General features: G+C 38.0%; 24 protein-coding genes. 16 read left to right on the top strand and 8 right to left on the bottom strand.

Annotation, left to right across the window (positions count from 1 at the left end; translation table 11 throughout):
* Positions 1-591 precede the first annotated feature (591 nt).
* Genes AC33VI_RS07670 through AC33VI_RS07650 form a run of 5 tightly spaced genes read left to right on the top strand, consistent with a single transcriptional unit; the run spans position 592 to position 7,188 of the window.
* The gene (locus tag AC33VI_RS07670; RefSeq protein WP_491781679.1) at positions 592-1,815 is read left to right on the top strand and encodes a response regulator; all 1,224 of its coding nucleotides are present in this window, start codon (positions 592-594) and stop codon (positions 1,813-1,815) included.
* 30 nt (positions 1,816-1,845) lie between these two features.
* Positions 1,846-2,889 carry a chemotaxis protein CheW gene (locus AC33VI_RS07665; protein WP_491781678.1) on the top strand — a complete coding sequence of 348 codons (1,044 nt, stop codon included), beginning with the start codon at positions 1,846-1,848 and terminating at the stop codon, positions 2,887-2,889.
* Between the two features lie 45 nt (positions 2,890-2,934).
* Positions 2,935-4,293, top strand: a complete 1,359-nt coding sequence (locus tag AC33VI_RS07660; RefSeq protein ID WP_491781677.1) for a methyl-accepting chemotaxis protein — start codon at positions 2,935-2,937, stop codon at positions 4,291-4,293.
* Positions 4,294-4,317: 24 nt separating this feature from the next.
* Complete coding sequence (locus tag AC33VI_RS07655; RefSeq protein ID WP_491781676.1) at positions 4,318-6,735, top strand: hybrid sensor histidine kinase/response regulator; 2,418 nt, start codon at positions 4,318-4,320, stop codon at positions 6,733-6,735.
* Between the two features lie 24 nt (positions 6,736-6,759).
* Positions 6,760-7,188, top strand: coding sequence for a response regulator (locus AC33VI_RS07650; RefSeq protein WP_491781675.1), 429 nt, complete (start codon positions 6,760-6,762; stop codon positions 7,186-7,188).
* An 11-nt stretch (positions 7,189-7,199) separates the two neighbouring features.
* Here AC33VI_RS07650 and AC33VI_RS07645 read toward each other — a convergent pair whose 3' ends face one another.
* Positions 7,200-7,988 (bottom strand): circadian clock KaiB family protein, encoded by a 789-nt coding sequence (locus AC33VI_RS07645; protein WP_491781674.1) that lies wholly within the window; start codon positions 7,986-7,988, stop codon positions 7,200-7,202.
* Between the two features lie 63 nt (positions 7,989-8,051).
* Positions 8,052-9,287: a type IV pilus twitching motility protein PilT gene (locus AC33VI_RS07640; RefSeq protein ID WP_491781673.1), complete on the bottom strand. Its 1,236-nt coding sequence runs from the start codon at positions 9,285-9,287 to the stop codon at positions 8,052-8,054.
* 599 nt (positions 9,288-9,886) lie between these two features.
* Between AC33VI_RS07640 and AC33VI_RS07635 the strand changes: the two genes are divergently transcribed.
* Entirely contained in the window at positions 9,887-10,258 is a 372-nt protein-coding gene (locus tag AC33VI_RS07635; protein ID WP_491781672.1) for a hypothetical protein, read from the top strand.
* Positions 10,259-10,390: 132 nt separating this feature from the next.
* Here AC33VI_RS07635 and AC33VI_RS07630 read toward each other — a convergent pair whose 3' ends face one another.
* Entirely contained in the window at positions 10,391-11,362 is a 972-nt protein-coding gene (locus AC33VI_RS07630) for a tetratricopeptide repeat protein (RefSeq protein ID WP_491781671.1), read from the bottom strand.
* A 42-nt stretch (positions 11,363-11,404) separates the two neighbouring features.
* Positions 11,405-11,743 (bottom strand): cupin domain-containing protein, encoded by a 339-nt coding sequence (locus AC33VI_RS07625; RefSeq protein ID WP_491781670.1) that lies wholly within the window; start codon positions 11,741-11,743, stop codon positions 11,405-11,407.
* 110 nt (positions 11,744-11,853) lie between these two features.
* On the opposite strand from AC33VI_RS07625, the gene folP reads away from it, so the two are divergent.
* A complete protein-coding gene (gene folP, locus AC33VI_RS07620; RefSeq protein ID WP_491781669.1) occupies positions 11,854-12,702 on the top strand; it encodes a dihydropteroate synthase in 849 nt (282 codons plus the stop codon).
* On the opposite strand, the gene AC33VI_RS07615 is transcribed toward folP, so the two are convergent.
* A complete protein-coding gene (locus AC33VI_RS07615) occupies positions 12,692-13,984 on the bottom strand; it encodes a GAF domain-containing sensor histidine kinase (protein WP_491781668.1) in 1,293 nt (430 codons plus the stop codon). The two genes, folP and AC33VI_RS07615, sit on opposite strands and share 11 nt — an antisense overlap.
* Positions 13,985-14,270: 286 nt before the next feature.
* Between AC33VI_RS07615 and AC33VI_RS07610 the strand changes: the two genes are divergently transcribed.
* Positions 14,271-14,597, top strand: coding sequence for a DUF3155 domain-containing protein (locus AC33VI_RS07610; protein WP_491781667.1), 327 nt, complete (start codon positions 14,271-14,273; stop codon positions 14,595-14,597).
* A 134-nt stretch (positions 14,598-14,731) separates the two neighbouring features.
* Here the strand turns inward: AC33VI_RS07610 and AC33VI_RS07605 are convergent, their stop codons facing one another.
* The gene (locus AC33VI_RS07605) at positions 14,732-15,193 is read right to left on the bottom strand and encodes a cupin domain-containing protein (protein WP_491781666.1); all 462 of its coding nucleotides are present in this window, start codon (positions 15,191-15,193) and stop codon (positions 14,732-14,734) included.
* A 263-nt stretch (positions 15,194-15,456) separates the two neighbouring features.
* On the opposite strand from AC33VI_RS07605, the gene AC33VI_RS07600 reads away from it, so the two are divergent.
* The 5 genes from AC33VI_RS07600 to AC33VI_RS07580 all read left to right on the top strand — a co-directional run bounded on the left by AC33VI_RS07600 (position 15,457) and on the right by AC33VI_RS07580 (position 19,387).
* Entirely contained in the window at positions 15,457-16,065 is a 609-nt protein-coding gene (locus tag AC33VI_RS07600; RefSeq protein WP_491781665.1) for a thylakoid membrane photosystem I accumulation factor, read from the top strand.
* A 105-nt stretch (positions 16,066-16,170) separates the two neighbouring features.
* The gene (locus AC33VI_RS07595; protein ID WP_491781664.1) at positions 16,171-16,683 is read left to right on the top strand and encodes a COP23 domain-containing protein; all 513 of its coding nucleotides are present in this window, start codon (positions 16,171-16,173) and stop codon (positions 16,681-16,683) included.
* Positions 16,684-16,755: 72 nt separating this feature from the next.
* On the top strand, positions 16,756-17,589 hold the full coding sequence (locus tag AC33VI_RS07590) for a S1 family peptidase (protein WP_491781663.1): 834 nt from the start codon (positions 16,756-16,758) through the stop codon (positions 17,587-17,589).
* Positions 17,590-17,602: 13 nt separating this feature from the next.
* Entirely contained in the window at positions 17,603-18,982 is a 1,380-nt protein-coding gene (locus AC33VI_RS07585; RefSeq protein ID WP_491781662.1) for a tetratricopeptide repeat-containing S1 family peptidase, read from the top strand.
* A 15-nt stretch (positions 18,983-18,997) separates the two neighbouring features.
* Positions 18,998-19,387 carry a tautomerase family protein gene (locus tag AC33VI_RS07580; RefSeq protein ID WP_491781661.1) on the top strand — a complete coding sequence of 130 codons (390 nt, stop codon included), beginning with the start codon at positions 18,998-19,000 and terminating at the stop codon, positions 19,385-19,387.
* 548 nt (positions 19,388-19,935) lie between these two features.
* Here the strand turns inward: AC33VI_RS07580 and AC33VI_RS07575 are convergent.
* Positions 19,936-20,199 carry a hypothetical protein gene (locus AC33VI_RS07575; RefSeq protein ID WP_491781660.1) on the bottom strand — a complete coding sequence of 88 codons (264 nt, stop codon included), beginning with the start codon at positions 20,197-20,199 and terminating at the stop codon, positions 19,936-19,938.
* Positions 20,200-20,441: 242 nt separating this feature from the next.
* Between AC33VI_RS07575 and AC33VI_RS07570 the strand changes: the two genes are divergently transcribed.
* Positions 20,442-21,821 (top strand): lysophospholipid acyltransferase family protein, encoded by a 1,380-nt coding sequence (locus tag AC33VI_RS07570; RefSeq protein ID WP_491781659.1) that lies wholly within the window; start codon positions 20,442-20,444, stop codon positions 21,819-21,821.
* A gap of 8 nt (positions 21,822-21,829) precedes the next feature.
* Here AC33VI_RS07570 and AC33VI_RS07565 read toward each other — a convergent pair whose 3' ends face one another.
* Positions 21,830-22,381 carry a Crp/Fnr family transcriptional regulator gene (locus tag AC33VI_RS07565; protein WP_491781658.1) on the bottom strand — a complete coding sequence of 184 codons (552 nt, stop codon included), beginning with the start codon at positions 22,379-22,381 and terminating at the stop codon, positions 21,830-21,832.
* A gap of 178 nt (positions 22,382-22,559) precedes the next feature.
* Between AC33VI_RS07565 and AC33VI_RS07560 the strand changes: the two genes are divergently transcribed.
* Together AC33VI_RS07560 and AC33VI_RS07555 are read left to right on the top strand one after the other, a co-directional pair.
* Positions 22,560-23,036, top strand: a complete 477-nt coding sequence (locus AC33VI_RS07560) for an NAD(P)H-quinone oxidoreductase subunit N (protein ID WP_491781657.1) — start codon at positions 22,560-22,562, stop codon at positions 23,034-23,036.
* A gap of 49 nt (positions 23,037-23,085) precedes the next feature.
* Positions 23,086-23,682, top strand: coding sequence for a salt stress protein, Slr1339 family (locus tag AC33VI_RS07555; RefSeq protein ID WP_491781656.1), 597 nt, complete (start codon positions 23,086-23,088; stop codon positions 23,680-23,682).
* Positions 23,683-23,798 lie beyond the last annotated feature (116 nt).

Here is a 23,798-nt window from a genome sequence, read left to right as displayed (position 1 = left end):
TAAATAAACTTCCTGAAGATTAATAATATCAATGTCTTCCGCGAGAAAAAAGCTTTGGTTTATTAGTGGCTGTATCTTATTTATAATTGAATATCGATTACTTAAGATAGCAAAGGTATTTTAATTTCTCGCAAAGGCGCAGAGGCGCAAAGAGAGTTAGGTTCTTTTGAAGAGAAAGGTGGTGTCTATGGCTAGCTTCGTGATCGCATTTTTAAGTGTGTTGAATAGTAAAGCGATCGCATCACTGAAATTCTGTAGTTTCAGAAATGAGGCAATCTTTTGATTTCACGCAAAGGCGCGAAGGCGCAGAGAGAGTTGAATAGTTTTGAAAATAAGAGCGATCGCATTAGTGAAATTATGTAGTTTTAATGATATCTACTTAAACCTATATTTATTAATTATTATCTGATAGCAAGCAGAAGTGACTCTACACCAATCAAAGTCAACTATTATTTAGTTTCCGAATAAATACATATATAAATCATGAAGTTTCCGTATAGGTGGCGTTATTTTTGTGAATTTTTTGGGCAATATAGTTTTATCTATATTGATAAATCTTATTTTTAGACCGCAATCTCTTAAAGGGCTGTAATGTCATCACAAAAGTATGAATCAGGTAAGCTAAATTCTATTTTAGAATCTTTAATTCACAAGAAAAAAAGTGGAATCCTCAGTCTGAAAACTCAAGTATCTCAATGGCAAACTCAAAGGTCTTGTCTGTTAATTTGGCAGTCAGGAGCATTAGTATATGGAGATCTTCAAGTTTCTCAACTTCCTACTAATAAATCTATCTGTCAACTGTTAGGGGAGAAATTAAAACCTAATTTGATTGATGCTGCTTTGTCTGTAGCTTTAGAAAGAGTTAATCAGCCTAATTCTATTCGAGAACTGGCTGAATTATTAATCACAATGAAAGTATTTACCTGGCAAGAAGCAGAAACTTTCATAACTAATAAAATAGTTTTAATCCTAGAACAATTTTTATCCAATCCAGGATTAGCAAAATGGCAAACCCACCAAGAATTTGATTTACTTTATGGTTCGGATCGGCACCCTTTAAATTGGTCAAATATTCAGCAAGAAATCACTCGTCGCCAGGAGAAATGGAGTCTTTATAGTTCTATTATTCCTTCTTTAGATGCCGTTCCTGTTGCTAGGGAAGAACAACTACAACAAATTAGCGATCGCAATGTCAAAAACCATTTAGCAAGTTCGGCGGATGGTAAGAATAATCTATTTGATATTGCCGACAAAATGGGTAAAGATCCCTTGAAAGTAGCCAAAAGTTACGTAACTTGGTCGAAAAATGGTTGGGTAAACTTTACTACAACGCCCCATGTGAAAGAGAATATTGTGGGTAATGTCAAAGCCAAAATTGAATCAATTCGACAAGATATTAAATCTGCTGAAACTAATGCTGCTAGCAATGAAAATAAGGTTGCGGTAGATCGTACGAGCTTGCCTATAGTGCTATCAGTTGATGATAGTCCGATTATTCAGATTTCGATTAAACGAGCTTTACAAGAACAATATCAAGTATTGCTGGCTAACAAAGCAGCCGACGCGCTCAAAATACTCAAACAACATCCAGTAAAACTCATGTTGCTGGATTTAACCATGCCTGATGTTGATGGCTTAGAATTTTGCAAATTCGTCCGCCAAATTGACGATTTTCGCGAATTGCCGATTGTTATGGTGACGGCGCGGGATGGCTTAGTCAACAAAATGAAAGGACATATTGCAGGTTCGAGTCGTTATCTAACCAAACCTTTTCAACCAGAACAACTAAGAGAAGTTGTTGCCGAATACATTTAAGAACCTTAAAGCCAATTTGAGGAGCAGAACATGGCTGTCAAACCCTATCTAATTTTTAGTTTGCACGATCGCCGTTATGCGATCGCAGCAGCAAGAGTTATCGAAATCTTTTTATTACCAGAATTAATTCCCATCGCCGAAGCACCTCCAGATATTGTCGGATTGCTTAATTTGCACGATTTTTACGTGCCAGTGATGCACCTGGATTTGCGTTTTGGTCATCAATGCGATCGCTGTAACTTGAAAGATAGCGTCATTATGGTTGAGTCTCCTGGGTTACAAATTGGAGTTATCGTCCATGAGGTAGAAACAGTTGTCGATATTGACGATCGCTACATTCAACAGGATTTAAACTATGGTAGAGCCAGTAATATAGATTCTGCCTTTATTGGAGGGATAATTAATCTCGACGATGAGATGATTATTTTACTCAATGTAGATAACCTCATTCGCCATCCCCATGTCTTAGAAGAGTTGACAGATCCCGAAAACTCAGAATCCATAGCAGCAAATTCCGTTACTGATTTTTATGACTCCTATTTTCCTGCTGCTTCTGACCAAATCAAAGCAATTTTAGCTAACCGTGCAGCTAATCTCAAAATCGCCAGCGACAATGATGAAGCCACAGATCTAACTTCCATTGCCATAGTCAAGCTCAATGGTGGCTATTTTGGCATAGATCTGGTTCTAGTGCGAGAATTAACTAAAATTACCAGAATAACTCCTATTCCCTGCTGCCCAGACTATATTGTGGGTAATATGAACTTAAGAGGAGAAATCCTCACCTTAATTGATATTCGCCAACCCTTAAATTTAGCCTCTAACCGTCAATCTTTAGGGACAAATGCCATAGTCATCGAATTCAAGGAAATTGTGGCAGGAATCGTTGTCGAAGAAGTCATAGATATAGTAGATTTTCGTCCCACAGAACTCCAACCAGTTCCCGTAGCTACCGATAGCAATACTGCAAAATATCTCAAAGGAATTGTCGATTATCAAGATCGCTCTTTAAATGCGATCGATTTAGGCAAACTTTTAGAAGCGGGAATACTCACAGTAGAACTAACAACTTAAAAATTTATTTCTAATTACTAACTCAAATTACTAGGTAAATATCTTATGAAAATTGGAACTCAGTTAACTGCTGGTGCGATCGCAATTGGAACTGTTGTGGCTCTAAATTTGGGAGTTGTATTTATTCAGTCATCTGCTGATGATGCTAAGGTAATTAACAGTTCTGGGGTAGTTCGGGGGGCAACTCAAAGGGCGGTCAAATTAGTGCTATCTAACAATACTAATGAAAAACTCATAGTCAAGTTAGATGGGTTAATTGATGGTCTGCTTAATGGTAATCCAGAATTAGAATTGCCTCCAGCAACAGATCTTGCTTATATCGCCAAGATGGAAGCAGCCCAACAAAAATGGAATGAGATTAAAGAAATTATTCAACAGGTAAGAACAAATCCTACTATCGCCAATCGCCAACAATTACTTACAGAAAGTGAAACTCTGTTTGAATTAACCAATGCAGCAGTAGATGCTGCTGAAGAATACTCTAGCCAGAATGTCAGACAGTTGAGATGGATTCAAATCTTAGTAACAATATTTAACTTGATAATTATTGTTACTATTGTCGGTGGAACAAGAAGAATTACCAATACTCTAAATGAATTTACCAATAAAATTGCCGATTCTACCAAAGAAATTGCCTCCAAAGTAGAACGTCAAGAAGCAGTAGCTAACGAACAGGCGACTTCTGTCGGTCAAACTACTTCTACAGTGGACGATTTGGGAGAAACTTCTCGACGCTCGGCAATTCAAGCTGAAGAATCGGCAAAAAATGCTAGTACTGCCCTTTCTCTCGCCGAAAATGGTGCGGAAACCGTGGAACAGACGCGGGTTGGCATGGAAAGTCTTAAAGAAAGAGTCAGAGAAATTGCCGAACAAATCATCAACCTCAGCGAACAAACCGAACAAATTGCAGGGGTATCGGAACTAGTGGGTGACTTAGCCAGCCAAACAAATATGCTAGCTCTAAACGCAGCAGTTGAAGCAGCAAGGGCGGGAGAATACGGAAAAGGTTTTGGGGTAGTTGCGGGTGAGATTCGGAAACTAGCGGATCAAAGTCGCAAATCTGCCGATAGAATCAATAACCTGGTAATTGACGTGCAGACAGCAATGAATAGTGCGGTGATGGTTACCGATGAAGGTAAGAAAACCGCCGAATCTAGTATTGAATTGGCACTAGAAACCGCCGAGTCATTTATTGGGGTGAAAGACGCGATTAATAATGTATTTGCCAATACCTCGGAAATTTCTAGCACAGCTAAGCTACAGGCTGTAGGTATTCAAGAAATTTTGGCAGCGGTTAATGCTCTTAACTTAAATGCGATGGATACGGCATCTGACATGGGAGATGTTAAAGATTCGACCTCGCAATTAAAACAGTCTGCCGATGAATTAAAAGCGATTATTTAAAGAATTTGCTTAACTAAAAAGCTTATGTATATAGATGATGACGAGTTAAGAGAGCTTTATAAAACTTCTAGTAGCGAACATATTTCTAAGCTGGAATCCGAGTTAATGATCTTGGAGAAAAATCCTCAAGATAGTTCGGCGATGGAAGAATTTTTGCGCGAAGCTCATACTCTAAAAGGGGATTCGCGGATGTTGGGACTAATTGATATTGAGAAATTAGTCCATCAACTAGAAGAATGTGTTGAAGATATCAAAGAAGGTAAAGGAGAACTAACTTCTGAATTATGCGATCGCTTGTATAGGGGTATTGATGGGATTAACCAACTCGCCCACGCAGCAATTACAGGCGAGGCAGTAGAAGTAAATACGGCGGCTATTCTGGCAGCTTTGACCGAAGGCAATTCGGTAGATCTCTTTGATGACGATGATGATTCGGCATCTTCTTTATTTGATGACGATGATGATAGTGGCTTTTTGGGGGAAACTTCTACTGCGGAATCTTCTCTGTTTGATGACGATGATGATAGCGATTTCTTTGGTGATGATGAAAATTCAGAATCATTTTTTGAGCAAGACAAACAACCCGAAGAATTACTTTCTTTTGCCACAAAAGCGGTTGAGAAAACTGTAGTTGTCCCAGAAACCAACCAGCCTATAAAAGCAGCAACTTCTGTCCGAAATCATCAGATCGACACGATTCGCGTCGAACCCCAAAAGCTAGATACCTTAATGACTCAAGCTAGCGAACTAGCAGTTACTAAGTTGCGTATATCGCAACAAATGACTGAAATAGAGCAAATGTTAGCTTTATTTGAAGGTTGGCAAAAATACAATACTGAAAATGAAGATTTTTTAACTAAAATAGAGTCTAATTTCCCTGCCGAACAAATTCAACCCCTGCGTTATTTTTACGATCGCGCCCAACAATATCTAGATTCTTTGGGTAATTTAGCCAGCAATCTTAAAATCAGGGCTAGCGAGGATATTGCCAGTTTGAGCATTATCAGCGATCGCTTGGAAACGGGAATTCAAGGCTTAAGACAGTTACCCCTATCTACGGTATTTAATATCTATCCTCGTCTAGTGCGGGATCTCGCCCGACAGCAGGGTAAAGAGATTGAATTTATTATTGAAGGAGAAGACACTAAGGCTGATAAAAGAATTTTAGAAGAAATTAAAGACCCTTTATTACATCTAATTCGTAACGCAATCGATCACGGTATCGAACTTCCTGAAGAACGAGAAATGCGCAACAAGCCCAGAAAGGCAACTATTATCTTGCGGGGTTATCAAACAGGTAGCAGTATTGGTATTGAATTAATTGATGATGGAAGAGGCTTAAATTTAGATAGTATCAAACAAACTGCTATCCGCCGTAACGTGCGCACGACCGACCAAATAGCTGCCATGAGCGAATCGGAGATTCAATCTCTGATCTTTGCTTCTGGTTTTTCGACTCGTACTAAAGTTACCGAACTTTCTGGTAGAGGGGTGGGCTTGGATGTGGTTCGTGCCAATGTGGAAAAACTCAAGGGAGCAATTTTAGTTACTTCCACTCCTGGCAATGGTTGCAAATTTCAAGTGCGTTTGAATACCAGTTTGGCGACTACCAAAGTTTTAATTGTCGATTTGGCTGGAACTTATTATGCAATACCCCTAGAATTCATTCAAACGATGATTTCCTTGCCAAAAAGTGAAATTTACAATCTTGAAGGCAAACCCACTATTACTTTTGAAGATCGACCAATCTCCATAACTAAATTAACCAGTTTATTAAAAATACCAATACCAGAAACGAGCGATCGCGATCGCCAGAATATTTTTTGTATTATTATTCAAATTGGCGAAGAACGTTTTGGCGCAATTGTTGACGATTTGATCGACCGACAAGATATTGTCATCAAACCTCAAAGTAAACTACTCAAACGCATTCCCAATATTGCAGGGGCAACCATTTTGGGTAGTGGGGAAGTTTGTATGATTCTCAATCCTTCCGATCTGCTTCATTCTTTGAAAAATGGTAATTGGAAATCTGTTGTCGCAACTACAGAAGATGATTCTCCTAAAAATAGGTTGCTGTTAGTCGAAGATTCGATTATCATCCGCACTCAAATGCAGCGTTTGCTCAAAGGTGCTGGCTATCAAGTCACTATTGCTGAAAATGGTGTAATCGGATTGCAAAAAGTCCTCGAACAAGAGTTTGATATTGTCTTATCTGACGTAGAAATGCCCCAAATGAGTGGTCTGGAAATGACTGCTAAGATTCGCCAACACAGTCAATATCATCGCTTGCCCATTGTTTTAATTACTACTTTGGCATCTGCCGAAGACCAACATCGCGGTCAAGCAGCAGGAGCAAATGCTTATCTAACGAAAGGGGATTTCGACCAAAAATTATTATTTAAAACTCTCCAAGAGTTGATTAATGCCTCAGAAAATTAAGTGAAGTTTATAGGAGTAAAGAACATGGCAAAAATAAAAGTTTTATTAGTAGAAGATTCTGCTGTTGCGATTAATATTTATGAAAAAATGCTCAATAGTTCCGATAAGATCGAAGTTATTGGCAAAGCTAGTAACGGCAAAAAAGGACTTGCATTAGTCGCTAAATTAAACCCCGACGTAATTTGTACCGATCTGCAAATGCCAGAAATGGATGGCTTAGAATTTACCCGACAGGTAATGGCAAAATATCCCACACCTATTTTGGTACTGAGTAATACCGTCCAAAAATCCGACATGGACAATATTTACCAAGTAATGAAAGCTGGGGCAGTAGACGTTTTAGCCAAACCTCAAACTGCTTTGGGAGGCAATTCCCAATCTCTTAAGAACGAACTAATAGTTAAAATTCGAGTTCTGGCAACTAAAAAAGTTACGGCAATCCCTTTAAATTAAGATTAGCTCCTTTAAAAACTAGTAATAATCTTTAATACTCTTTGAATATCATCCAATTGTCCCACTATGCGTCGCGCTGGTTTGGGGGATATTCTCAGTAGGGTGGGGGTAGCTGTAATTTGATGGTTGACCCCCTGTTCGGGATGTTTGAGAATATCGATTACCTTCAAATTATAGGGACTGTCTAAACCTGTTTCTAAAAGTTGATGTATGCTACTAAGAATTTGTTCGGTATTAGAGCGATCGCTTCTAATAAATAAATGCAAAACATAACCATTGCTAGAATCTGAATTGACTGCTTCTGAAACTAAATTATGCCCTTCTTTCTCCAGATGGTGTTGTTCTGAAACTAGGGAAAAATTAGGATCTTGGCGAATGACTAAATCCCGTTGTTCCCAAAGTTGTGGAAAAAGAGGCTTATAGGTTTCAATAATGGCACGATTACAATGTTCTTCTTGCCAAGGAGCAATATGCCATTGAGTTGTTGTTTCTAAGTCAAATAATACTTCTAATAAGGGAATATAACGCTCTACAGGAGAATGAACTTCGGCAATAGTTTCTATGCGTTGCGTCTGGGGATTGAGCCAACGCTCCACCGTTGCCGTATACCCTGGGACTAAAAAATGGGGGATATCTGTTAGATCCCATATTTTCTGTAAACCCATGCATAGATCGTTATGCCACTGGGCTCGTTTGTTGCGATCAACACCATAAATTAGATCGCCTCCAGGAGTAAATATAGCAATTCCTTTATAGGTATTAGGAAAAACATCATTCATTGAATGTTTGCCATTGAGCATTTAACTATCAAATTAAATATATATCAAATACTCAATGGTGGATGTTTAACTACTTCCTCAAGATTAAACTCTTCCCCGCAACATCATTGCCATCTCATTGGCAGTGGGCGATCTCTCTAAAGCTGTTTCTTCAGTAATTCTACCTTCTTCGTAAAGACTGAATAGGGCTTGATTGGTGGTTAGCATACCATCATATTCTCCATCCAGCATGATGTTGTGAATTTCTTCGTATTTACCTTGCTTGATATAGTCTTTAACAGTTTCGGTATTGACCATAATGTCGTGATAGGCTGCCCGTTTACCATCGGTAGTACGACACAATCCTTGAGAGATAACCGCTACCAAAGACTCAGAAATAGCTACTCGCATTGCATCTTGTTCTTCGGCACTATAAAGAGTCAAGATCCTTTCGATGGTTTTAATGGCACTATTAGTGTGCAATGTTCCCATGACTAAGTGACCTGTTTGGGCTGCTTTGAGGGCAGTATTGACTGTTTCTTTGTCTCGCATCTCCCCAACTAGGATGATATCGGGGTCTTCCCTTAAAGATGCTTTAAGGGCGTTGTCGAATTTTAAAGTATTAATACCAACTTCTCTTTGTTTGATTAGAGAACGTTTGCTTTGATGAACGAATTCAATCGGATCTTCAATAGTAATAATATGTTTGGCGTGTTGGTTATTAATATAATCTACCATTGCTGCCATAGTAGTAGATTTACCCGAACCTGTAGGCCCCGTTACTAACACCAAACCTTTGTGAGCGTCAGAAATATCCTGAAATACCGGAGGCAAGCCTAATTGCTCCATAGTCAAGATTTTTAAAGGAATCAAACGCATTACCAGGGCGGGACCCCGTAGAGTATCGAAAATATTAATCCTAACCCTGGCAAACTCGTATTGAGTAGCCCCATCAAATTCTAGTTCTTTCTCAAATCTGGCAACTTCTTCGTCGGTCAGAATCTCGTGAAGCCAACTCATAAAAGTATTGAGGTCGGTTTTCGGATACTTAGTTAGTGCCATTTCACCGCGATCGCGCATTCGCGGAACTTCTTCTACTCCTAAATGGATGTCTGAAAATCCTTGTTCGTAAGCTTTTTTAATAATGTATTCTAAAGAGGGCTGACCCGAAGATCGTTTGGGACGAATGGGTTTAGTTTCGGCTTTGGTTTCTGTCTCTATTTTTTGAGTAGGGGAATCTTGTATTTTTGCTGATTTGGCTTTCGAGGGATCGCTATTAGTTCGACCTAAAGTTGATGGTGGTGGAGGGGGTAATGGTCGAGAACCTGTATTTTGATTCATGTTTTATGGTGATTACTTTATCGTTTTTTGTCATGTCATATTTTCTAAACTCAGTATGCCCATTTCCCTCAGCTTTATAACAAGCTATTAGCTTTACTGGTTAGAGTTTCAGGAATAAAACGATTTGAAGATTGAAATTAGTTTGATTGGGTAACAGCAAACATTTTGAGTGAAGATAAAATTGCTGAAATAAAAAGAATATATCTTGTATTTCTTTTGTGTTGATAAAATCAAAGTATTTAATTACTACTGAGTTTCATTTTTCTAATTTCTGGTTTAAATGACTTGTAAGCATTATTACCTAAAAATATTAATAATTAAATTACTAAAAAGCTATAGAGAAATTAAATGAGTTTTAACTTAGGGTTTTAAAATAGATGATTTAATTGCTAAAAAGCCCTTTAAACTATTGGGGATCGCAACAGATGGAGATTAAAATACCTAAGCGATCGTCTGTCTATCTAGTTAAATGTAAAATTATATTTAAAAAAGTTGTATTAAATATTAGAGTTTCTTATACTGATTTATAACGAATGTAAAAGAGCTAACTTAGCTCAAAAATATCTTCTAAGTTGTTGTTGTTGATAAGCTTTAAAATAATGGAATTAGTACAAAGAAAGAACAGTTACCTGGATTTAATCAAAAGTTTTTTAATTTGGAGTTTTACTCTTACAGTTTGTTTGCTAGTAGTTGGTTTTCCTGTTGGTGCTTTAGTCGTTACAGTCGGCATTTTAGCCACAATTATTTTACAAACTGTAATTCCTGCTAGTGCCTTATTAGTAGTTACAGGAAGTATCTTTACAATTAATATTGCTGTAGTTTTTGTTAGTGCAGCAATCTTAGCTTTTAAAGGAATTCATCCCGAACAAGTAAGCTGGTTGAGTTGGTTACACGGACAAAATAATTTAGCCAATACTCCCGTGTATGCTTCTTGCCCCTTAACTTGTCAGTTTGAACCCAATGCTTTGTAGTTGAATAGCTTTTAGCTAGACAAAACTAATGTAAAATTAGCTTTTAACTGGCACAATTGAAACATAGAGAAATAAATCTTTAGGGTTGAAAATTTAGCGTTTTTCAACCTTATTTTATTGATAAATATTTTGTTAGAGGCGATCGCGCTCAATATCGTAAATGGCTTTCTCCCAATACCAAGTATCGGATTTCCCTGGATAGCGTTGCATTAGTCTTTCAACTAAACTTTGAGCGATATTCCAATTGCCAACTAAAACATAAAGTCGATTTTGTAGGGCATTTTGTGGCGATCTAGTGCGAATTAATCGGGGAATATTAGTTGGTTGGCTAGAAGTTTTTTGATAGGCTCGATCTAGTTGTAACTGCAAGCAACGTTTTTCTAATTTTTCGGCAGCAGCAGCATTTCCTTGAGAGAGAAAGCATTTCGCCGACTGACGCAAATCTGCTTCGGCGCGATCGCATTCTCCCAATTCAATGGCAATTTCTCCTCGATATTGATAAGCTAGAGCGTCATAAGGATCTAATTGAAGTAACCAGTTGCAATCGCGAAAAGCCTCCCCTAAATTACCCTGACTGATTTTTTGCTGTATTTTTTGTAAAAATGCTTGATTGGTAACACCGCCTTGTTCCGCAATTTTTTGTTGTTCGATTTGACGGATGCGAGCAATACAAAAACGACAGCTTTCTTTATCTTGACGATCTAAATAGATTTTTCCTGCTTGTTTGAGGTAATCGATCGCCCGATCGTATTCCTGGAGACGAAGACAAATATTTGCTCTTAATTTATAAGCGCGATCGCAATTAGGATCGAGGCTAAAAATAATTTGTAAATCGATGATGCTACTTTGAATATTATCCAAAGCTAAAAAGGCTGTAGCTCTATTCAAATAAACTTCTACTTGTTTGCTGTCGAGATCGAGACTAGAATTATAATCGGCGATCGCATTTTCGATATTTCCCAAATTGTAATAAGCTAAACCGCGATAATAATAGGCTCGAACTAAATTTTGATTAGATGCGATCGCGCGATCAAATAAAGCAATCCCACCTTCCCAGTCGCCATTGCGGGAAAGTTCGATACCTTGTGGTAAAAATTCTTCCATACAACCCATCTACAAGTTAGCAAACTATTTCCAGTCTATATTTTATTGAGTGTCGTTGGCTAAATCCCCATGAATGGCTAACCAGATACAAGGAGGCTTGACAGAAGTATATTCAACCCGATGCTTTTGATGGGCGGGAATAAATAGATAATCTCCTGCTATGAGTTTGATTTGGGAATTATCTTCATAACTTAAAATAGCTTCACCTTTGAGCAAGATAACCCATTCATCTCTTTTTTGGTCGTACCATTTTCCTGGTGGGGTGGTTTGACCAGTAGAAACAATTCTCTCAATTAAAATGTTTTCTGTAGATAAAATTGATTCTAATAATTCTTGGTCTGGAAGAGATGGGGGTAGATTAAAAATATTTTTCTGAGTCATTGCCCATACTGGCGATCGCTTTATTACTATAAATAATGAACTGTTTTTAAGTAACTCAATCAAAAAGCCGTAAAATAATTCGGTTTTCCATCTAATAACCACTAATCAAAATGACTCTAAAAATCCGCGATCGCACTTTTAACTGGAGAGAAAAAACCTATTTAATGGGAATCTTGAATGTGACTCCCGATAGTTTTAGTGATGGTGGAGAGTTTGATAGTCTGGACACTGCCTTAGCTCAAGCTAGATATATGCTCGATAATGGAGTAGATATCATTGATATTGGCGGGGAATCGACTCGTCCTAATGCAGAAGCAGTATCTTTAGAAGAAGAATTAAACAGGGTAATTCCTGTAATTACTAGATTGCGTCAAGAATCGACTATTCCTATCTCAATCGACACGACTAAAGCAATAGTAGCGGAAAAAGCGATCGCAGCAGGGGCAGATATTGTCAATGATATTTCTGGGGCTACTTTCGATCCTCAGATATTGGAGGTAGTGGCTAAGTTAGATGTCCCGATTATTTTAATGCACATTCGCGGTAATCCTCAGACAATGCAAAGTATGACTGATTATCAGGATGTAGTGACTGACGTTAAGGATTTTTTAGCTGCTCAAGTAGACAAAGCGATGGCTTGTGGCATCGATCGCTCGAAAATTATTCTCGATCCTGGTATTGGTTTTGCCAAAACCGCCCCTCAAAGCTTGGAATTGTTGCAACGCCTATCGGAATTACAAACATTAAATTTACCCTTGTTAGTGGGGGTATCTCGTAAAAGTTTTATGCGCCCTATTTTAAATCGAGACAATGCCAAAGATCGAGTATGGGGTACAGCCGCAGCTTGTTATGGCGCGATCGCTCGCGGTGCGGATATCTTGAGGGTTCACGATGTCAGCCAAATGTACGATGTTTGTCGAGTTGCCGATGCGATCGAACGTAAAATAACTAACAATTAACAACTAACAACCACACAATAAAGGTAGTACCAGGACTGTCTGGAGATAAATTATTAGGACTAATTAATTCAATTTCTCCTTGCATTTTTGTAACTAATTCTTGAGCGATCGCCAGTCCTAAGCCAGTACCAGGAATATCGCTTTCAGACTGAATCCCGCGATAGTGTCGGTCAAAAATACGCTCAAGATCTGCTGGAGGAATGCCATAACCAGTATCGGCGATCGCAATCCCTAACATTTCCACATCATTAATACATTTTGTGGTCAGATCTAACTGTACTTTTCCCCCTTCAGGGGTGTACTTTAAAGCATTATCAATTAAGTTGTTAAAAACTTCTCTTAAAGCAGATAAATCTCCTTTAATTTTGGGTATTGAATGGGGAATATTTTCTTGCAATAAGATATTTCTGTCGGCTGCGATCGCTCTAGCTGTATTTAATAATGGCTCTAGAATTTCGGTTAAATCAATCGCAGCCAATTCATTATTTAAGCTTGGGAGTAAAAAATTACTTGGGCGATCGGTATTATCGCTGAAGCCTAATAATGGAGTAGTACCATCGAGAGCAGTTTTTGCTGGGGACTCTGCCTCAAATTGTTCGAGCAGTTGTTGAAAGCGATCGCTTTGTTCGAGAAGACTTTGAGCTACTTGATGATTGCGATCTTCTGGTAAAATCCGCTTGAGGAGAAGCTTGCTAAAAGTTCTCAGTGCTGTTAGAGGATTGCGTAGCTGATGTAACAAATTATCCAGGCGATCTCGTTCGATTCTCCTAAGATTTTCTTGAATGGCTAATTCTTGCTGACTCCAATGATACTGGAGTTCTAAAATACGAGCGATCGCCAGAGTTCTAGCAATCTCTTCTATCTGTTTTAACTCTGCAGGTTGCCATTCTCGATCTTCTCTACCAGTTACCAACAAACCAATAAAAGTTTCTTGGTGTACCAAAGGTAGAATTAGTTGTTTTCTTTCTGCTGAATTGCTTTGCCAGTCAGACTTAACTCGTTCTTCTTCGGTTGTAAAGCTAGGGGGCAATAATTGAGAAGAAGAATGAGATTTTAGCTGCTGCCAAATTTCCGATAGCTTGACCCTGGGAAGTTCTATTAAACTACCCTCTTGATTTTGAGGATAAAGTGCCAGAGGAAATAGCTGGGCTTCTTTATCTTCAATTACTTCTTCTGCTAAATAGATTACGCTCCATACTGCCCCCAAGCTTTCAGTCAATAAAGTTATTTGAGACTGACACAAATTAGTAAATTCAGTACTGGAAATATGGTTATTGGGCATGAATTTTCTCCAGACAGAAATTTACAGACAGTTAAGAACAACAAGTTAATCAATTAACCAACACTAATTGCCATTAACTTCGACTTTTGTTGTTATCTTTTCTCTAGTTGCTAAGTACTAAATTTAACTTAGATTTTATATTTTATACATAACATTTTAAGATAACTTCTTTTGACAACCCGTTCAAGAACCTACTTGATTTTTTTTGTTTATTACGATACAATTATTGACAAATTCGTAACTTTAAGTACAGTATTCCTTAAGTAAATTTCAGGAGGTCAAGGGGTTGGCAAGAAAACGCAAACGTAAGAGCCGTCGTCGCCAAGAAGGACGTAAAATTTTAGAACTAGTCCCTCAGTATAATATCGAAAGTGGCGAAGATAAGCCAGTAACTGCTGCTCGCAACTACATAAAAGCTCAAGGTATAGTACCTCCCGCACTTTTGGTGGTCAAAAGGAACGAACATACTACCGACCGCTATTTTTGGGCAGAGAAAGGTTTATTTGGAGCGCAATACGTTGAGGAAAATCATTTCCTTTTCCCTAGCTTACAAACTATAGATCTTCAAGAATGGGATGGTGGAAAAGCTGTTGCCACTGCAGCTAGTCGCTAAAGCCCTCGGTTTAACAGGCAAAATATATCAAGATATATAACAAAACTAGTTTATGAAAAGGGAATTTGATTGACAAATTCCCTTTTTAGTTTTTAATAGTTAATTTTATGTTGAGGGAAAATTATTTTTAAAGATTATATTCCTGCCCCTGCGACAAATTTTAAGGGTTTGGGTTCTAGATATCCTAAGCTTGACTTGGCTTTTTCTAAATCATAAGGAAAAGGTTTAGCTATTGGCTGATAGTCTTTTGGTTGCGGTTTTCCATGACGTAATACAGCGTTAACCATCAAGCAATCTCGATCTTCTAAGTTGATTGCACCGTGTAAAATACCTGGAGGAATAATTGCAACTTGAGGATTTTTCTCGCTAAGAGGAATATATTGATACTGTTTGTTATACAAAACTACTAAAACAAAACTTCCTTTGACTACTAACAACTGATCCGTTTGATGTTTGTGAACAAATAAGTCGTCTTCAGTTTTGGCTGGTACTTTGACAATCATCGTTTCGTTGCTAGATTGAGGAGTATAAAATTCAATCATTCCTCCTTGAATAGACTCCATCTCTCTTAAAGTAACGCCTTTTATCAGTCCCATAGTTGATTTTAATTAAGAATTAATCTTCAACCGAACTCTTATATAAACAAAAGTTACGGATATTGTTTATTATGGCAAAAAAAGATTGACAAATGATGCTGTATAGTATCCAAATACACCATTTGTTTGATTTCTTGAGAAAATATACTCCGAACTCACAAAAAACTTAGTTTTGAGCTATCCGCGCTATCCGATAAACTTTAGATCGTGCTGAATCTCGATCGCTAGCCAATAGCAAAATTCAAAATAAACTGAGTTTAAAAATGATTTTAATCAAATTTCTACCATCTCTCTTATCCAACTTCAAACAAAGAATATGGACAACAGTTTGTCAAAAACTAATTATTGTTTGCTTGGTGGTCATCGCTAGTTTTTCTAGTTGGCTAATCTCTCCAGCTTTAGCTACTATTAATGACGATCGCTATGAAGGAAATATATTTGTTTTGTTTGGGGGAAATGGCTCTTTAGTGCCTCCTCGGATGGATTTACCTACATCTTTGAGTAGAGACAAACCCGCTATTTTAGTTTTTTATATTGACGATAGTAGCGACTGCAAACAGTTTTCGGGGTTGGTAACCAGAGTCCAAGAATTTTACGGACGGGCTGCTAGTATTATTCCCGTTAGTATTGATTCCTTTATCGATCGAGACAAATATAGTCCCGACGAACCTGCATATTATTATAGTGGGGTTGTTCCCGAAACCGTGATCTTAGACCAACAAGGAGAAGTGGTTTACGACGGTAAAGGACAAGTACCCTATGAAGAAATTGACGATGTTTTGCGGGAAGTATTCGATCTATTACCGCGATCGCAATCTCAAGTATTAAAACGTCGTTCTTTTAACGAATTCAATTCTGGATTGACCGAATAATTAGGAATAGAAGATAGTTCTCCAGATGTTAGCGAGTTTTTTTGCATAATATTTTTAAATAAACGGTAAATAATACAACCACGCTATTAGAGTTTGGTTTTAGCAATGAAACTATCGACTATCAAACATCCATTGAAAATCGCAGCAGTCACAATTACTAGTTGCTTGACTGCTGTTACTTTTACTAATTTAGCTCAAGCCCAATCAAAACAGGGGTTTCACTGTAATATAGATTCGGGGATCCCTACCACTATTTATCAAAATTCTCAAGGAACTGCCGAACCTTGGATCAAATGGGTTTCCAATTATTTTAGCGATGCTAATTGGACTCCTTTTGCTCGCTGCCAGGCAGTTAGCGGACGCTTGGAACAATACCGACAAGAAGGTAAATTAAGATATGTCACCTTGGGAGTAGAAAACGAACAACAGGTAATTTGCGTTGCCAGTCGAGATGATGGTCCTTGCGAGGGTACTATCTATACTTTAAAACCAGGACAAGATGGTATTGCAGCTTTAAATAATCTTTTTGCCTGGGGTAGCGGACAACAAAATTTGGAATCTAATTATGAGTCTTCTGCTGCTATTCCTTATATTTCTGTAGAAGATAAATTGAATTAGGATTTTCTTAATTTTTGAATAGGTTTACCTTTTTTCAGCCCAAACGATGAATTTAATTGCACAAGACTACCTATGTGGGTAACATTAGCCAGTATTACTTTTAATCTTGGGGCTATTTCTGATTCTCCAATCGATCGATATATTTATTCTCACACCTTTACTCCTGGGACTTTAAGTTTTCCCCAGACTGATACAATCAGCCCTATAGCCCAAGCAGTACCTACAGCGGATATTTCTCCCGAAAATATCAGTAATAATGCTGCCTTAAAATTCTCCAAACCTGCAACAGTTCGGGTAGTCAAACCCAATTCTGCTGGCTCTGGTGCGATCGTCAATCGCCAGGGAAACATTTATTCTGTTTTAACTAACTGGCACGTAGTAGATTCCCACAACCCTCTAATTTTGACGGCGGACGATAAGGAACATCAGTTAGTCAAGCTTCCCCAACAAATAGGAGATGCAGATTTAGCCATACTTCAGTTTTATAGTGAAGTAGAATATCCTGTGGCTAAAATTGAAACTCAACTGCCTGAAGTGGGAGAAACAGTTTATATTGCTGGCTTTCCTATGGCGATCGCCGATACTGAAAATACTTTAGATTGGGGAAATAAAGCTTTTCATCTGACCCAAGGAACAATATCGATAATCCCCGATCAATTTTTACTCCAAGGCTATGGTTTGGGCTATAGCAACAATACGCAACCAGGGATGAGTGGCAGTCCTATTTTTAACGCTCGCGGAAGGTTAATTGGCATTCACGGTAGGGGAAAATATCGCGATCCTGGTTTTGGAGTATATGTTTTTGAGGATGGTAGCGAACCAAATCCAGAACAATTAGAACAGTCCATTGAGTCTAGTTGGGGTATTCCCATTAGTATTTATCTCAATTCCCAAGAAAATTTGTAAAAAATATCGAACCATGTTGTTTAATTCTCGTCTAGCTACTGCGATCGCAGGTACGGCAACGATCGCCATCGTTAATTTTGTTCCCGAAATAGTTTCTGCCAAGAGTCCGACAGAAATTGCCGCGATCGCCGAATTAGTGACGGTTAGAATTGATAATAACTTAGGCGTACCAGGAGGTTCGGGAGTAATTATCGCCAAAAATAATAATAGCTATCAGGTGCTTACTGCCAATCATGTGGTTAAAAATGTCAACATTGGCTATCTAGTTAAAACTCCCGATAATGCCGAATATAAAGTAACCAACGTCCAAAACTTAGACCAAAACGGTTTGGATTTAGCCTTAGTTTCCTTTACTAGCGATCGCGAGTATCCCGTCGTCACCATTGGCGATTCCCAATACGCCACACCTGGTGCTGCGATTTTTGTTTCTGGCTATCCTTTAACCGCAGAAATCAAGCAACAGCGTCATTGGGAGTTTACTACTGGTACGGTTACCAGCATCCGAGACAGCGCGGCTGAAGGCTATTCCCTACGCTATCAAGCTCTAACTCGTCGGGGTATGAGTGGTGGTGGAGTATTCGATACTAGCGGGCGTTTGATCGGCATTCACGGGCAAGGGGATGTGGTAGGTAGCGTCAGAAATGAATCTTCTAGTATTCCCGAACCCCTCAAAACTGGCTTTAATGCTGCCATTCCCATTCAGAATTTTACCGCTTCCTTAAAAGTAGCAGGATTAAATGAAGCTGCTTTAATTATCGATAATGGCAAGCCAGATCGAGAAGAAGGGGATATTGATGTGGAAGCAACCAAAAACTATGTAGAGGGATTAGAATTATTATCTCAAGGAGATATTGCCAGGGCAAATGAATTTTTAATTGAAGCTGCCGATCGCAATCCCAATAACGTGCTGGCAGTCTACTATCAAGGCTTGATCGACTATACCAAAAGAAATATTCCTGGAGCGATCGCCAGTTATAATAAGGCGATCGAAAATAATCCCAATTTTGCCTTGGCTTATTTCAGTCGCGGGTTGGCACAATATCGACAAGGCAATCGACCGCAAGCTTTAGAAGATTATAATAGTGCCATTCGTCTCGATCCTACTAATCCTTGGTCTTACCTCAATCGAGGTTTAGTCAAAGAAGATCTGGGCGATATTGATGGAGCATTAGAAGACTACAATCGTTCGATTCGCGTTGCCCCAGACTACGGCAAATCCTATCACAATCGCGGGGCAATTCTTTATTCCCGTCGGGATTTTGCTGCTGCTTCGGCAGATTTTAAAAAGGCTTCTGAAATATTTTTTCAAACCGGAGATACTAATAGTTATAATGTGGCGATCGATAGTTTGAATAAGGCTCAAAAAGCTCTCCAGAATTCTCAAAATAGATAAATTTCGCTCGGGTTTATGGTACAGGTAAAAATATACGGTTTAAAAGAAAATATCGAACCCAAGCGTTTTGCTTTATCCTATGTAATTCAAGCAGCACTAACAGAAGGCATCGGTACGCCAGAAGAAAAAAGATTTCAACGGTTTATTATCTTGGAATCAGAAAACTTTATTTTTCCGAGCGATCGCAGTAATAATTATACGATTATCGAAATTAATCTGTTTGCAGGGCGATCTACAGCAGCTAAGAAAAAATTAATTCGTCTTTTGTACCAGAAAATCGAGGAAACAGTCGCGATCGCTCCTCAAGATTTAGAGATTATAATTTTAGAGACACCTAGGTCTAATTGGGGGGTTCGAGGTGTTCCTGGAGATGAATTAGATTTAGATTATCGAGTCGATGTTTAATTTATTGAGATACAAATTAGATATATTCCTAGCAACTTCTTAATTAAAATAATAAATATAAGGTTCTACATTAATGCAACAATTTGAATATTAATTCAGATAGATGTAGTAATGGTGTCCCAACTAGAGAAAGCAATTAATAATAGATATTGCTGCTATGCTCCTATAGTATTGATTGCTATAGTAATTAGTATCAAATTAATTCAGCTGACTCCTACCAAGTGTTTATTCAATTCTGTGGCTAGAGAATGTGTTTTTTATCAATTCGATCTTAATTTAATTTATCATCCGCTGAATTTGATTAATTTATTATTTATTGTTTATAATGTCCTTTATATTTACTACAACGTATTTTTAGGACAAAATGTTGTCGGTAAAAGCGTCAAAAAAATTTATTACAATACCAAAAAAATATATAATCTCAAACAAAAAAGACAAAAACTAAGTGTTTTATTATTTTGTTATATTTCTGCTCTAATTCTATCTTATTTTAGGTTTCCCATTACTTTAAGTAAAATATTCTAAAAACAATCACAAGTAATAATTAATTACTCATTATTTGTTTTTTGTTGCGCTTCTTCTTCCATTGCTTCAGTAATAAATAATTTTGCCAACTTATCATAAATTCCCGCACCAATATATTGAGGGTATTTATGAGAACGACTGTAAAGCCAGATCAAATTCTCTCCATAATAGATTCTAATATCTTTAAACAAACCCTTACAATTAGGTATCAAAGAATTTGCTTGATTGAGGGCATCCGTCCAACGTTCGTATTTTTGGTCAAATCCTGGTGTTATAACTCTAAACATTGTTAATCAAAACAGAGAAAACAGTAGATAATATTTTTGATATTTTATATTAAATTAAACTAAAAAAATGGAAAATAGCAACTGGATAGATTTGGCATTTGGAGGATTGGCACTTTTAATTGTAATTAGTGGTTTGTTTATGCTGTTTCAAGGTATTGATGCTATGAATGATAAGGAATAATCTCAATAGTCTTATGGGCTGTAATTAAAGATTAAAGAGCGAACATTCACTAGTAAATAGCATGACTCAAGTTCAACCAGCTTTGGAATTTATCCCTTCAGCTTACGATCCCCTCGTACGTTATGCAGCAAAAGGAATATTGCCATATTGGTTGCGTTACAACTGCGATATTGTCGATGTCCGAATAGATAACGCAACGGAATTAGTCAAGCTATACGAGCAATTTCAACAGGGAAAAATGCGGTTTATGTTGGCATTTCGCCATCCTGCGGTGAGCGATCCTCCTTGTATCGCTCAATTATTGTGGAATCAACTACCCCAGATAGCCCAGCAACAGCAAATAAATTTGCCCTCGCCCGTCCACATTCACTTTATTTACGATCGCGGTATTCCTCTCTGGGCAGGAAAACCAGTTGGTTGGGTCATCTCCAAATTAGGTGGGACTCCCATTCGTCGCGGAACATTAGATAGAGTGGGGTTGCGATCGATTCGAGAGTTGTTTCTCAACGGCGATTTTCCTCTAGCTGCTGCCCCTGAAGGAGCTACCAACGGTCATAATGAGGTAGTAAGTCCGATCGAACCAGGAATCGCTCAATTTGGCTTTTGGTGTCAAGAGGATTTAATCAAAGCCCAACGCAAGGAAAAAGTTGCGATCGCTCCTTTAGGTATTAGATATTTTTATCGTTCTGCCCCCTGGCAATATTTAGAACAATTATTATCGGATTTAGAAATAGATAGCGGTTTTAAAAATAGCCCTGCCAAGACAATGGGGTTGGTTAACGGGATCGCCCCCACTCAAAGTCAAGAAACCGAACTTTACGACAGAATGTATGCTTTAGCGGAATATCTTTTATCTTTAATGGAAGAATTTTATAGTAAGTTCTACCAGCAACAAATACCAAAAGCTAATAGTGACTTACCCAGTCGTCTCCCTGCTTTATTAGATGCTGCTTTACAAGTAGCCGAACAGTCTTTTGGTATCAAATCCAAGGGTAACATTAGCGATCGCTGTCGTCGAGTAGAACAAGCTGCTTGGAATCGTATCTATCGCGACGATCTTAATGAAATTGAAGAAATAGCCCCTGCCATCAAAGGATTGGCAAATCTCGTAGCCTCAGAAGCTGAATTGCGAATTTGGCATATGCGTCTGGTAGAAACTTTTGTCAGCGTTACGGGGTATTATGTGGCGGAAAAATACACCGTAGAAAGATTAGCCGATACTGTTTTGCTATTGTGGAAAATGGTAGCCAAACTGAAAGGAGAATCGAATGTCAAACCTCCCTATCTCGGAAAAAAATGGGTACAACTCACGGCAATGCCATCATTGCAGATTGCTGACTATTGGGAAAAATATCAACAAAATCGCCGTCAAGCAGTTGCCGATCTAACTCAAAATTTACAGCAAGCATTAGAAAGATCTATTGATAGCGATCCTCGCTAAAAACTCTTTTATGAATTTTCCTTGAGAATAATACATTTAGTTTTAGGTCTGAAGATTAAATCCTCTCGTTCAAAATGCTTTAAGATTTTGGTAACGGTAATGCGAGTCGTACCAATAGCATAAGCTAACTCTTGATGGGTTAGTTGAAAGTCAATTAATTTCCCATCCCTAACCATTCGACCAAATTTTTCCCCTAGCCAAGTTAAAAGTAACCACAAACGTTGGGAAACTCTAGTATGGTGAATGATATAAATTAATTGCTGGGTTTGCTGCTGACAATAAATCATTTCTCTGGCTAAACTTGCCCATTGACTACGAGGAATTGGAATTGCCCTAACATCGCTCAGGCATTTAGTTTTATAATGTCTTATCTTCGATAGATTTTTACCTACAACATCTTTATTCCCCCAAAATCCTAATGTAACGATCGTCCCATCCTGATTGTAAGTATAAGTTTTAACTACTCCACTGATAATTAACCATAAGGTATCTTTCTCCACTGATAATTGTTCTCCAGTAGAAAAAAATACTGTTTTCTGTTCGGTAATTATAGTTTCCATTAATTTTAATCGCTCTCTCTACAGTTCGCCTAACGATCACTACATATTAAACTTTTTTTTTTACGCCATTTGTTATAAAAGTTGATATTAGATCCTAGAATTTATCGAGAGCCTAGAAAAAAATCCCCTTTTCCCCTTTAGAATATAATCCTAGATAGATAGCAATAAAAAAAAAGGGATGCCATTAATTACCACTGGAAAATCGTTTATTCGTGCTTTAGAAAAGAACGGTGCTTTGGGCTTATATATGCCCCTAGAAGGGGGAGCAGAAGGTCGCTATCAAAGACGCTTGCGGGCTTATGGCTACCAGACAGTCAACATTACTGCCAGAGGCTTGGGAGATTTGGCAGCTTATTTAACTAGAATACATGGCGTACGTCCTCCCCATTTGGGTAAGAAAACCATCGGTCAAGATGCTTGCGTGGGAGATATTTACTTTGTTCCTCCTATTGCTACTTATGAATTAAGCACTTTACCTGAAGGGGTTAAGGGATTGGCTCTTTGGATTATGGAAGGGCAGATCTTATCTCGTCAAGAAATTCAATATTTGGTCGATTTAACCAAAGAAGAACCAAGAATTAAGGTAATCCTCGAACTAGGTGGCGATCGCTATGTTAACTGGAAACCTCTCGCTGATAGTCTAGCGGTAGCTTAATTTTGTCATAATAAAACTAAAACTAGGACTAAAGTATGGGGTGGTATTGGTGTCGGATAATAATATGGAAGATCTGCTAGCTCAATTGAAAGCAGAATTTGAACCCAAAAGAAAAGCGATCGAAAATAATAGTTCTTCTGTCTCAAAATCCAAGCAACCGCCCCAAAATAACTCTTCATCTTCATCGATGGATGGGATGTTAAATGAGTTACGCGAAGAATTGGAATCGGCAAGGAGAGGCAATAACCAAGCTACAAGATCGTCTCAATCTCCTCAGCCAGCAGTTCAAAATAATAATCAGAATAATAGTAAATATCGCGATCGCCTGAATGTTCTAATCGAACAAGATTATCAGATGCAAGCCCGCAAACGGGAAGCAAAAAGAGCAGAAATTAGAAAGCAAGAAGCGGCTCGGATTGCTGAAGAAAAACGCCGTCAACAAGAATTAATTGCAGCTAGAAAAAGAGAAGAATTAAGGGAAATAAACCGCAAAAAAGCTTTACGAGAAAAGGCTAAATTATGGTTAAAAAATCTCAATCCCCGTTCGGAAGAAGGAAAATGGTTTCAAGAGTTTGCCTATTCTTACGAAAATAAATTGGACGCAGCAGTCGATTATTTAGAAGCGATGCGAGAAAGTGGACTCTAGTAATGAGTAATGAGTAATGAGTAATGAGTAATGAGTAATGAGTAATGAGTAATGAGTAATGAGTAATGAGTAATGAGTAATGAGTAATGAGTAATGAGTAATGAGTAATGAGTAAT

It is taken from the genome of Waterburya sp. (genome assembly GCF_058530065.1).
This window is presented reverse-complemented; position numbering and strand designations above follow the sequence as displayed.

What these genes read in the sequence shown, in the direction of transcription:
- AC33VI_RS07670 (WP_491781679.1), top strand. Translation starts at nt 592, where the DNA reads ATGTCATCACAAAAGTATGAATCAGGTAAGCTAAATTCTATTTTAGAA.
- AC33VI_RS07665 (WP_491781678.1), top strand. Translation starts at nt 1,846, where the DNA reads ATGGCTGTCAAACCCTATCTAATTTTTAGTTTGCACGATCGCCGTTAT.
- AC33VI_RS07660 (WP_491781677.1), top strand. Translation starts at nt 2,935, where the DNA reads ATGAAAATTGGAACTCAGTTAACTGCTGGTGCGATCGCAATTGGAACT.
- AC33VI_RS07655 (WP_491781676.1), top strand. Translation starts at nt 4,318, where the DNA reads ATGTATATAGATGATGACGAGTTAAGAGAGCTTTATAAAACTTCTAGT.
- AC33VI_RS07650 (WP_491781675.1), top strand. Translation starts at nt 6,760, where the DNA reads ATGGCAAAAATAAAAGTTTTATTAGTAGAAGATTCTGCTGTTGCGATT.
- AC33VI_RS07645 (WP_491781674.1), bottom strand. Translation starts at nt 7,988, where the DNA reads ATGCTCAATGGCAAACATTCAATGAATGATGTTTTTCCTAATACCTAT.
- AC33VI_RS07640 (WP_491781673.1), bottom strand. Translation starts at nt 9,287, where the DNA reads ATGAATCAAAATACAGGTTCTCGACCATTACCCCCTCCACCACCATCA.
- AC33VI_RS07635 (WP_491781672.1), top strand. Translation starts at nt 9,887, where the DNA reads ATGGAATTAGTACAAAGAAAGAACAGTTACCTGGATTTAATCAAAAGT.
- AC33VI_RS07630 (WP_491781671.1), bottom strand. Translation starts at nt 11,362, where the DNA reads ATGGAAGAATTTTTACCACAAGGTATCGAACTTTCCCGCAATGGCGAC.
- AC33VI_RS07625 (WP_491781670.1), bottom strand. Translation starts at nt 11,743, where the DNA reads ATGACTCAGAAAAATATTTTTAATCTACCCCCATCTCTTCCAGACCAA.
- folP (WP_491781669.1), top strand. Translation starts at nt 11,854, where the DNA reads ATGACTCTAAAAATCCGCGATCGCACTTTTAACTGGAGAGAAAAAACC.
- AC33VI_RS07615 (WP_491781668.1), bottom strand. Translation starts at nt 13,984, where the DNA reads ATGCCCAATAACCATATTTCCAGTACTGAATTTACTAATTTGTGTCAG.
- AC33VI_RS07605 (WP_491781666.1), bottom strand. Translation starts at nt 15,193, where the DNA reads ATGGGACTGATAAAAGGCGTTACTTTAAGAGAGATGGAGTCTATTCAA.
- AC33VI_RS07600 (WP_491781665.1), top strand. Translation starts at nt 15,457, where the DNA reads ATGATTTTAATCAAATTTCTACCATCTCTCTTATCCAACTTCAAACAA.
- AC33VI_RS07595 (WP_491781664.1), top strand. Translation starts at nt 16,171, where the DNA reads ATGAAACTATCGACTATCAAACATCCATTGAAAATCGCAGCAGTCACA.
- AC33VI_RS07590 (WP_491781663.1), top strand. Translation starts at nt 16,756, where the DNA reads ATGTGGGTAACATTAGCCAGTATTACTTTTAATCTTGGGGCTATTTCT.
- AC33VI_RS07585 (WP_491781662.1), top strand. Translation starts at nt 17,603, where the DNA reads ATGTTGTTTAATTCTCGTCTAGCTACTGCGATCGCAGGTACGGCAACG.
- AC33VI_RS07580 (WP_491781661.1), top strand. Translation starts at nt 18,998, where the DNA reads ATGGTACAGGTAAAAATATACGGTTTAAAAGAAAATATCGAACCCAAG.
- AC33VI_RS07575 (WP_491781660.1), bottom strand. Translation starts at nt 20,199, where the DNA reads ATGTTTAGAGTTATAACACCAGGATTTGACCAAAAATACGAACGTTGG.
- AC33VI_RS07570 (WP_491781659.1), top strand. Translation starts at nt 20,442, where the DNA reads ATGACTCAAGTTCAACCAGCTTTGGAATTTATCCCTTCAGCTTACGAT.
- AC33VI_RS07565 (WP_491781658.1), bottom strand. Translation starts at nt 22,381, where the DNA reads ATGGAAACTATAATTACCGAACAGAAAACAGTATTTTTTTCTACTGGA.
- AC33VI_RS07560 (WP_491781657.1), top strand. Translation starts at nt 22,560, where the DNA reads ATGCCATTAATTACCACTGGAAAATCGTTTATTCGTGCTTTAGAAAAG.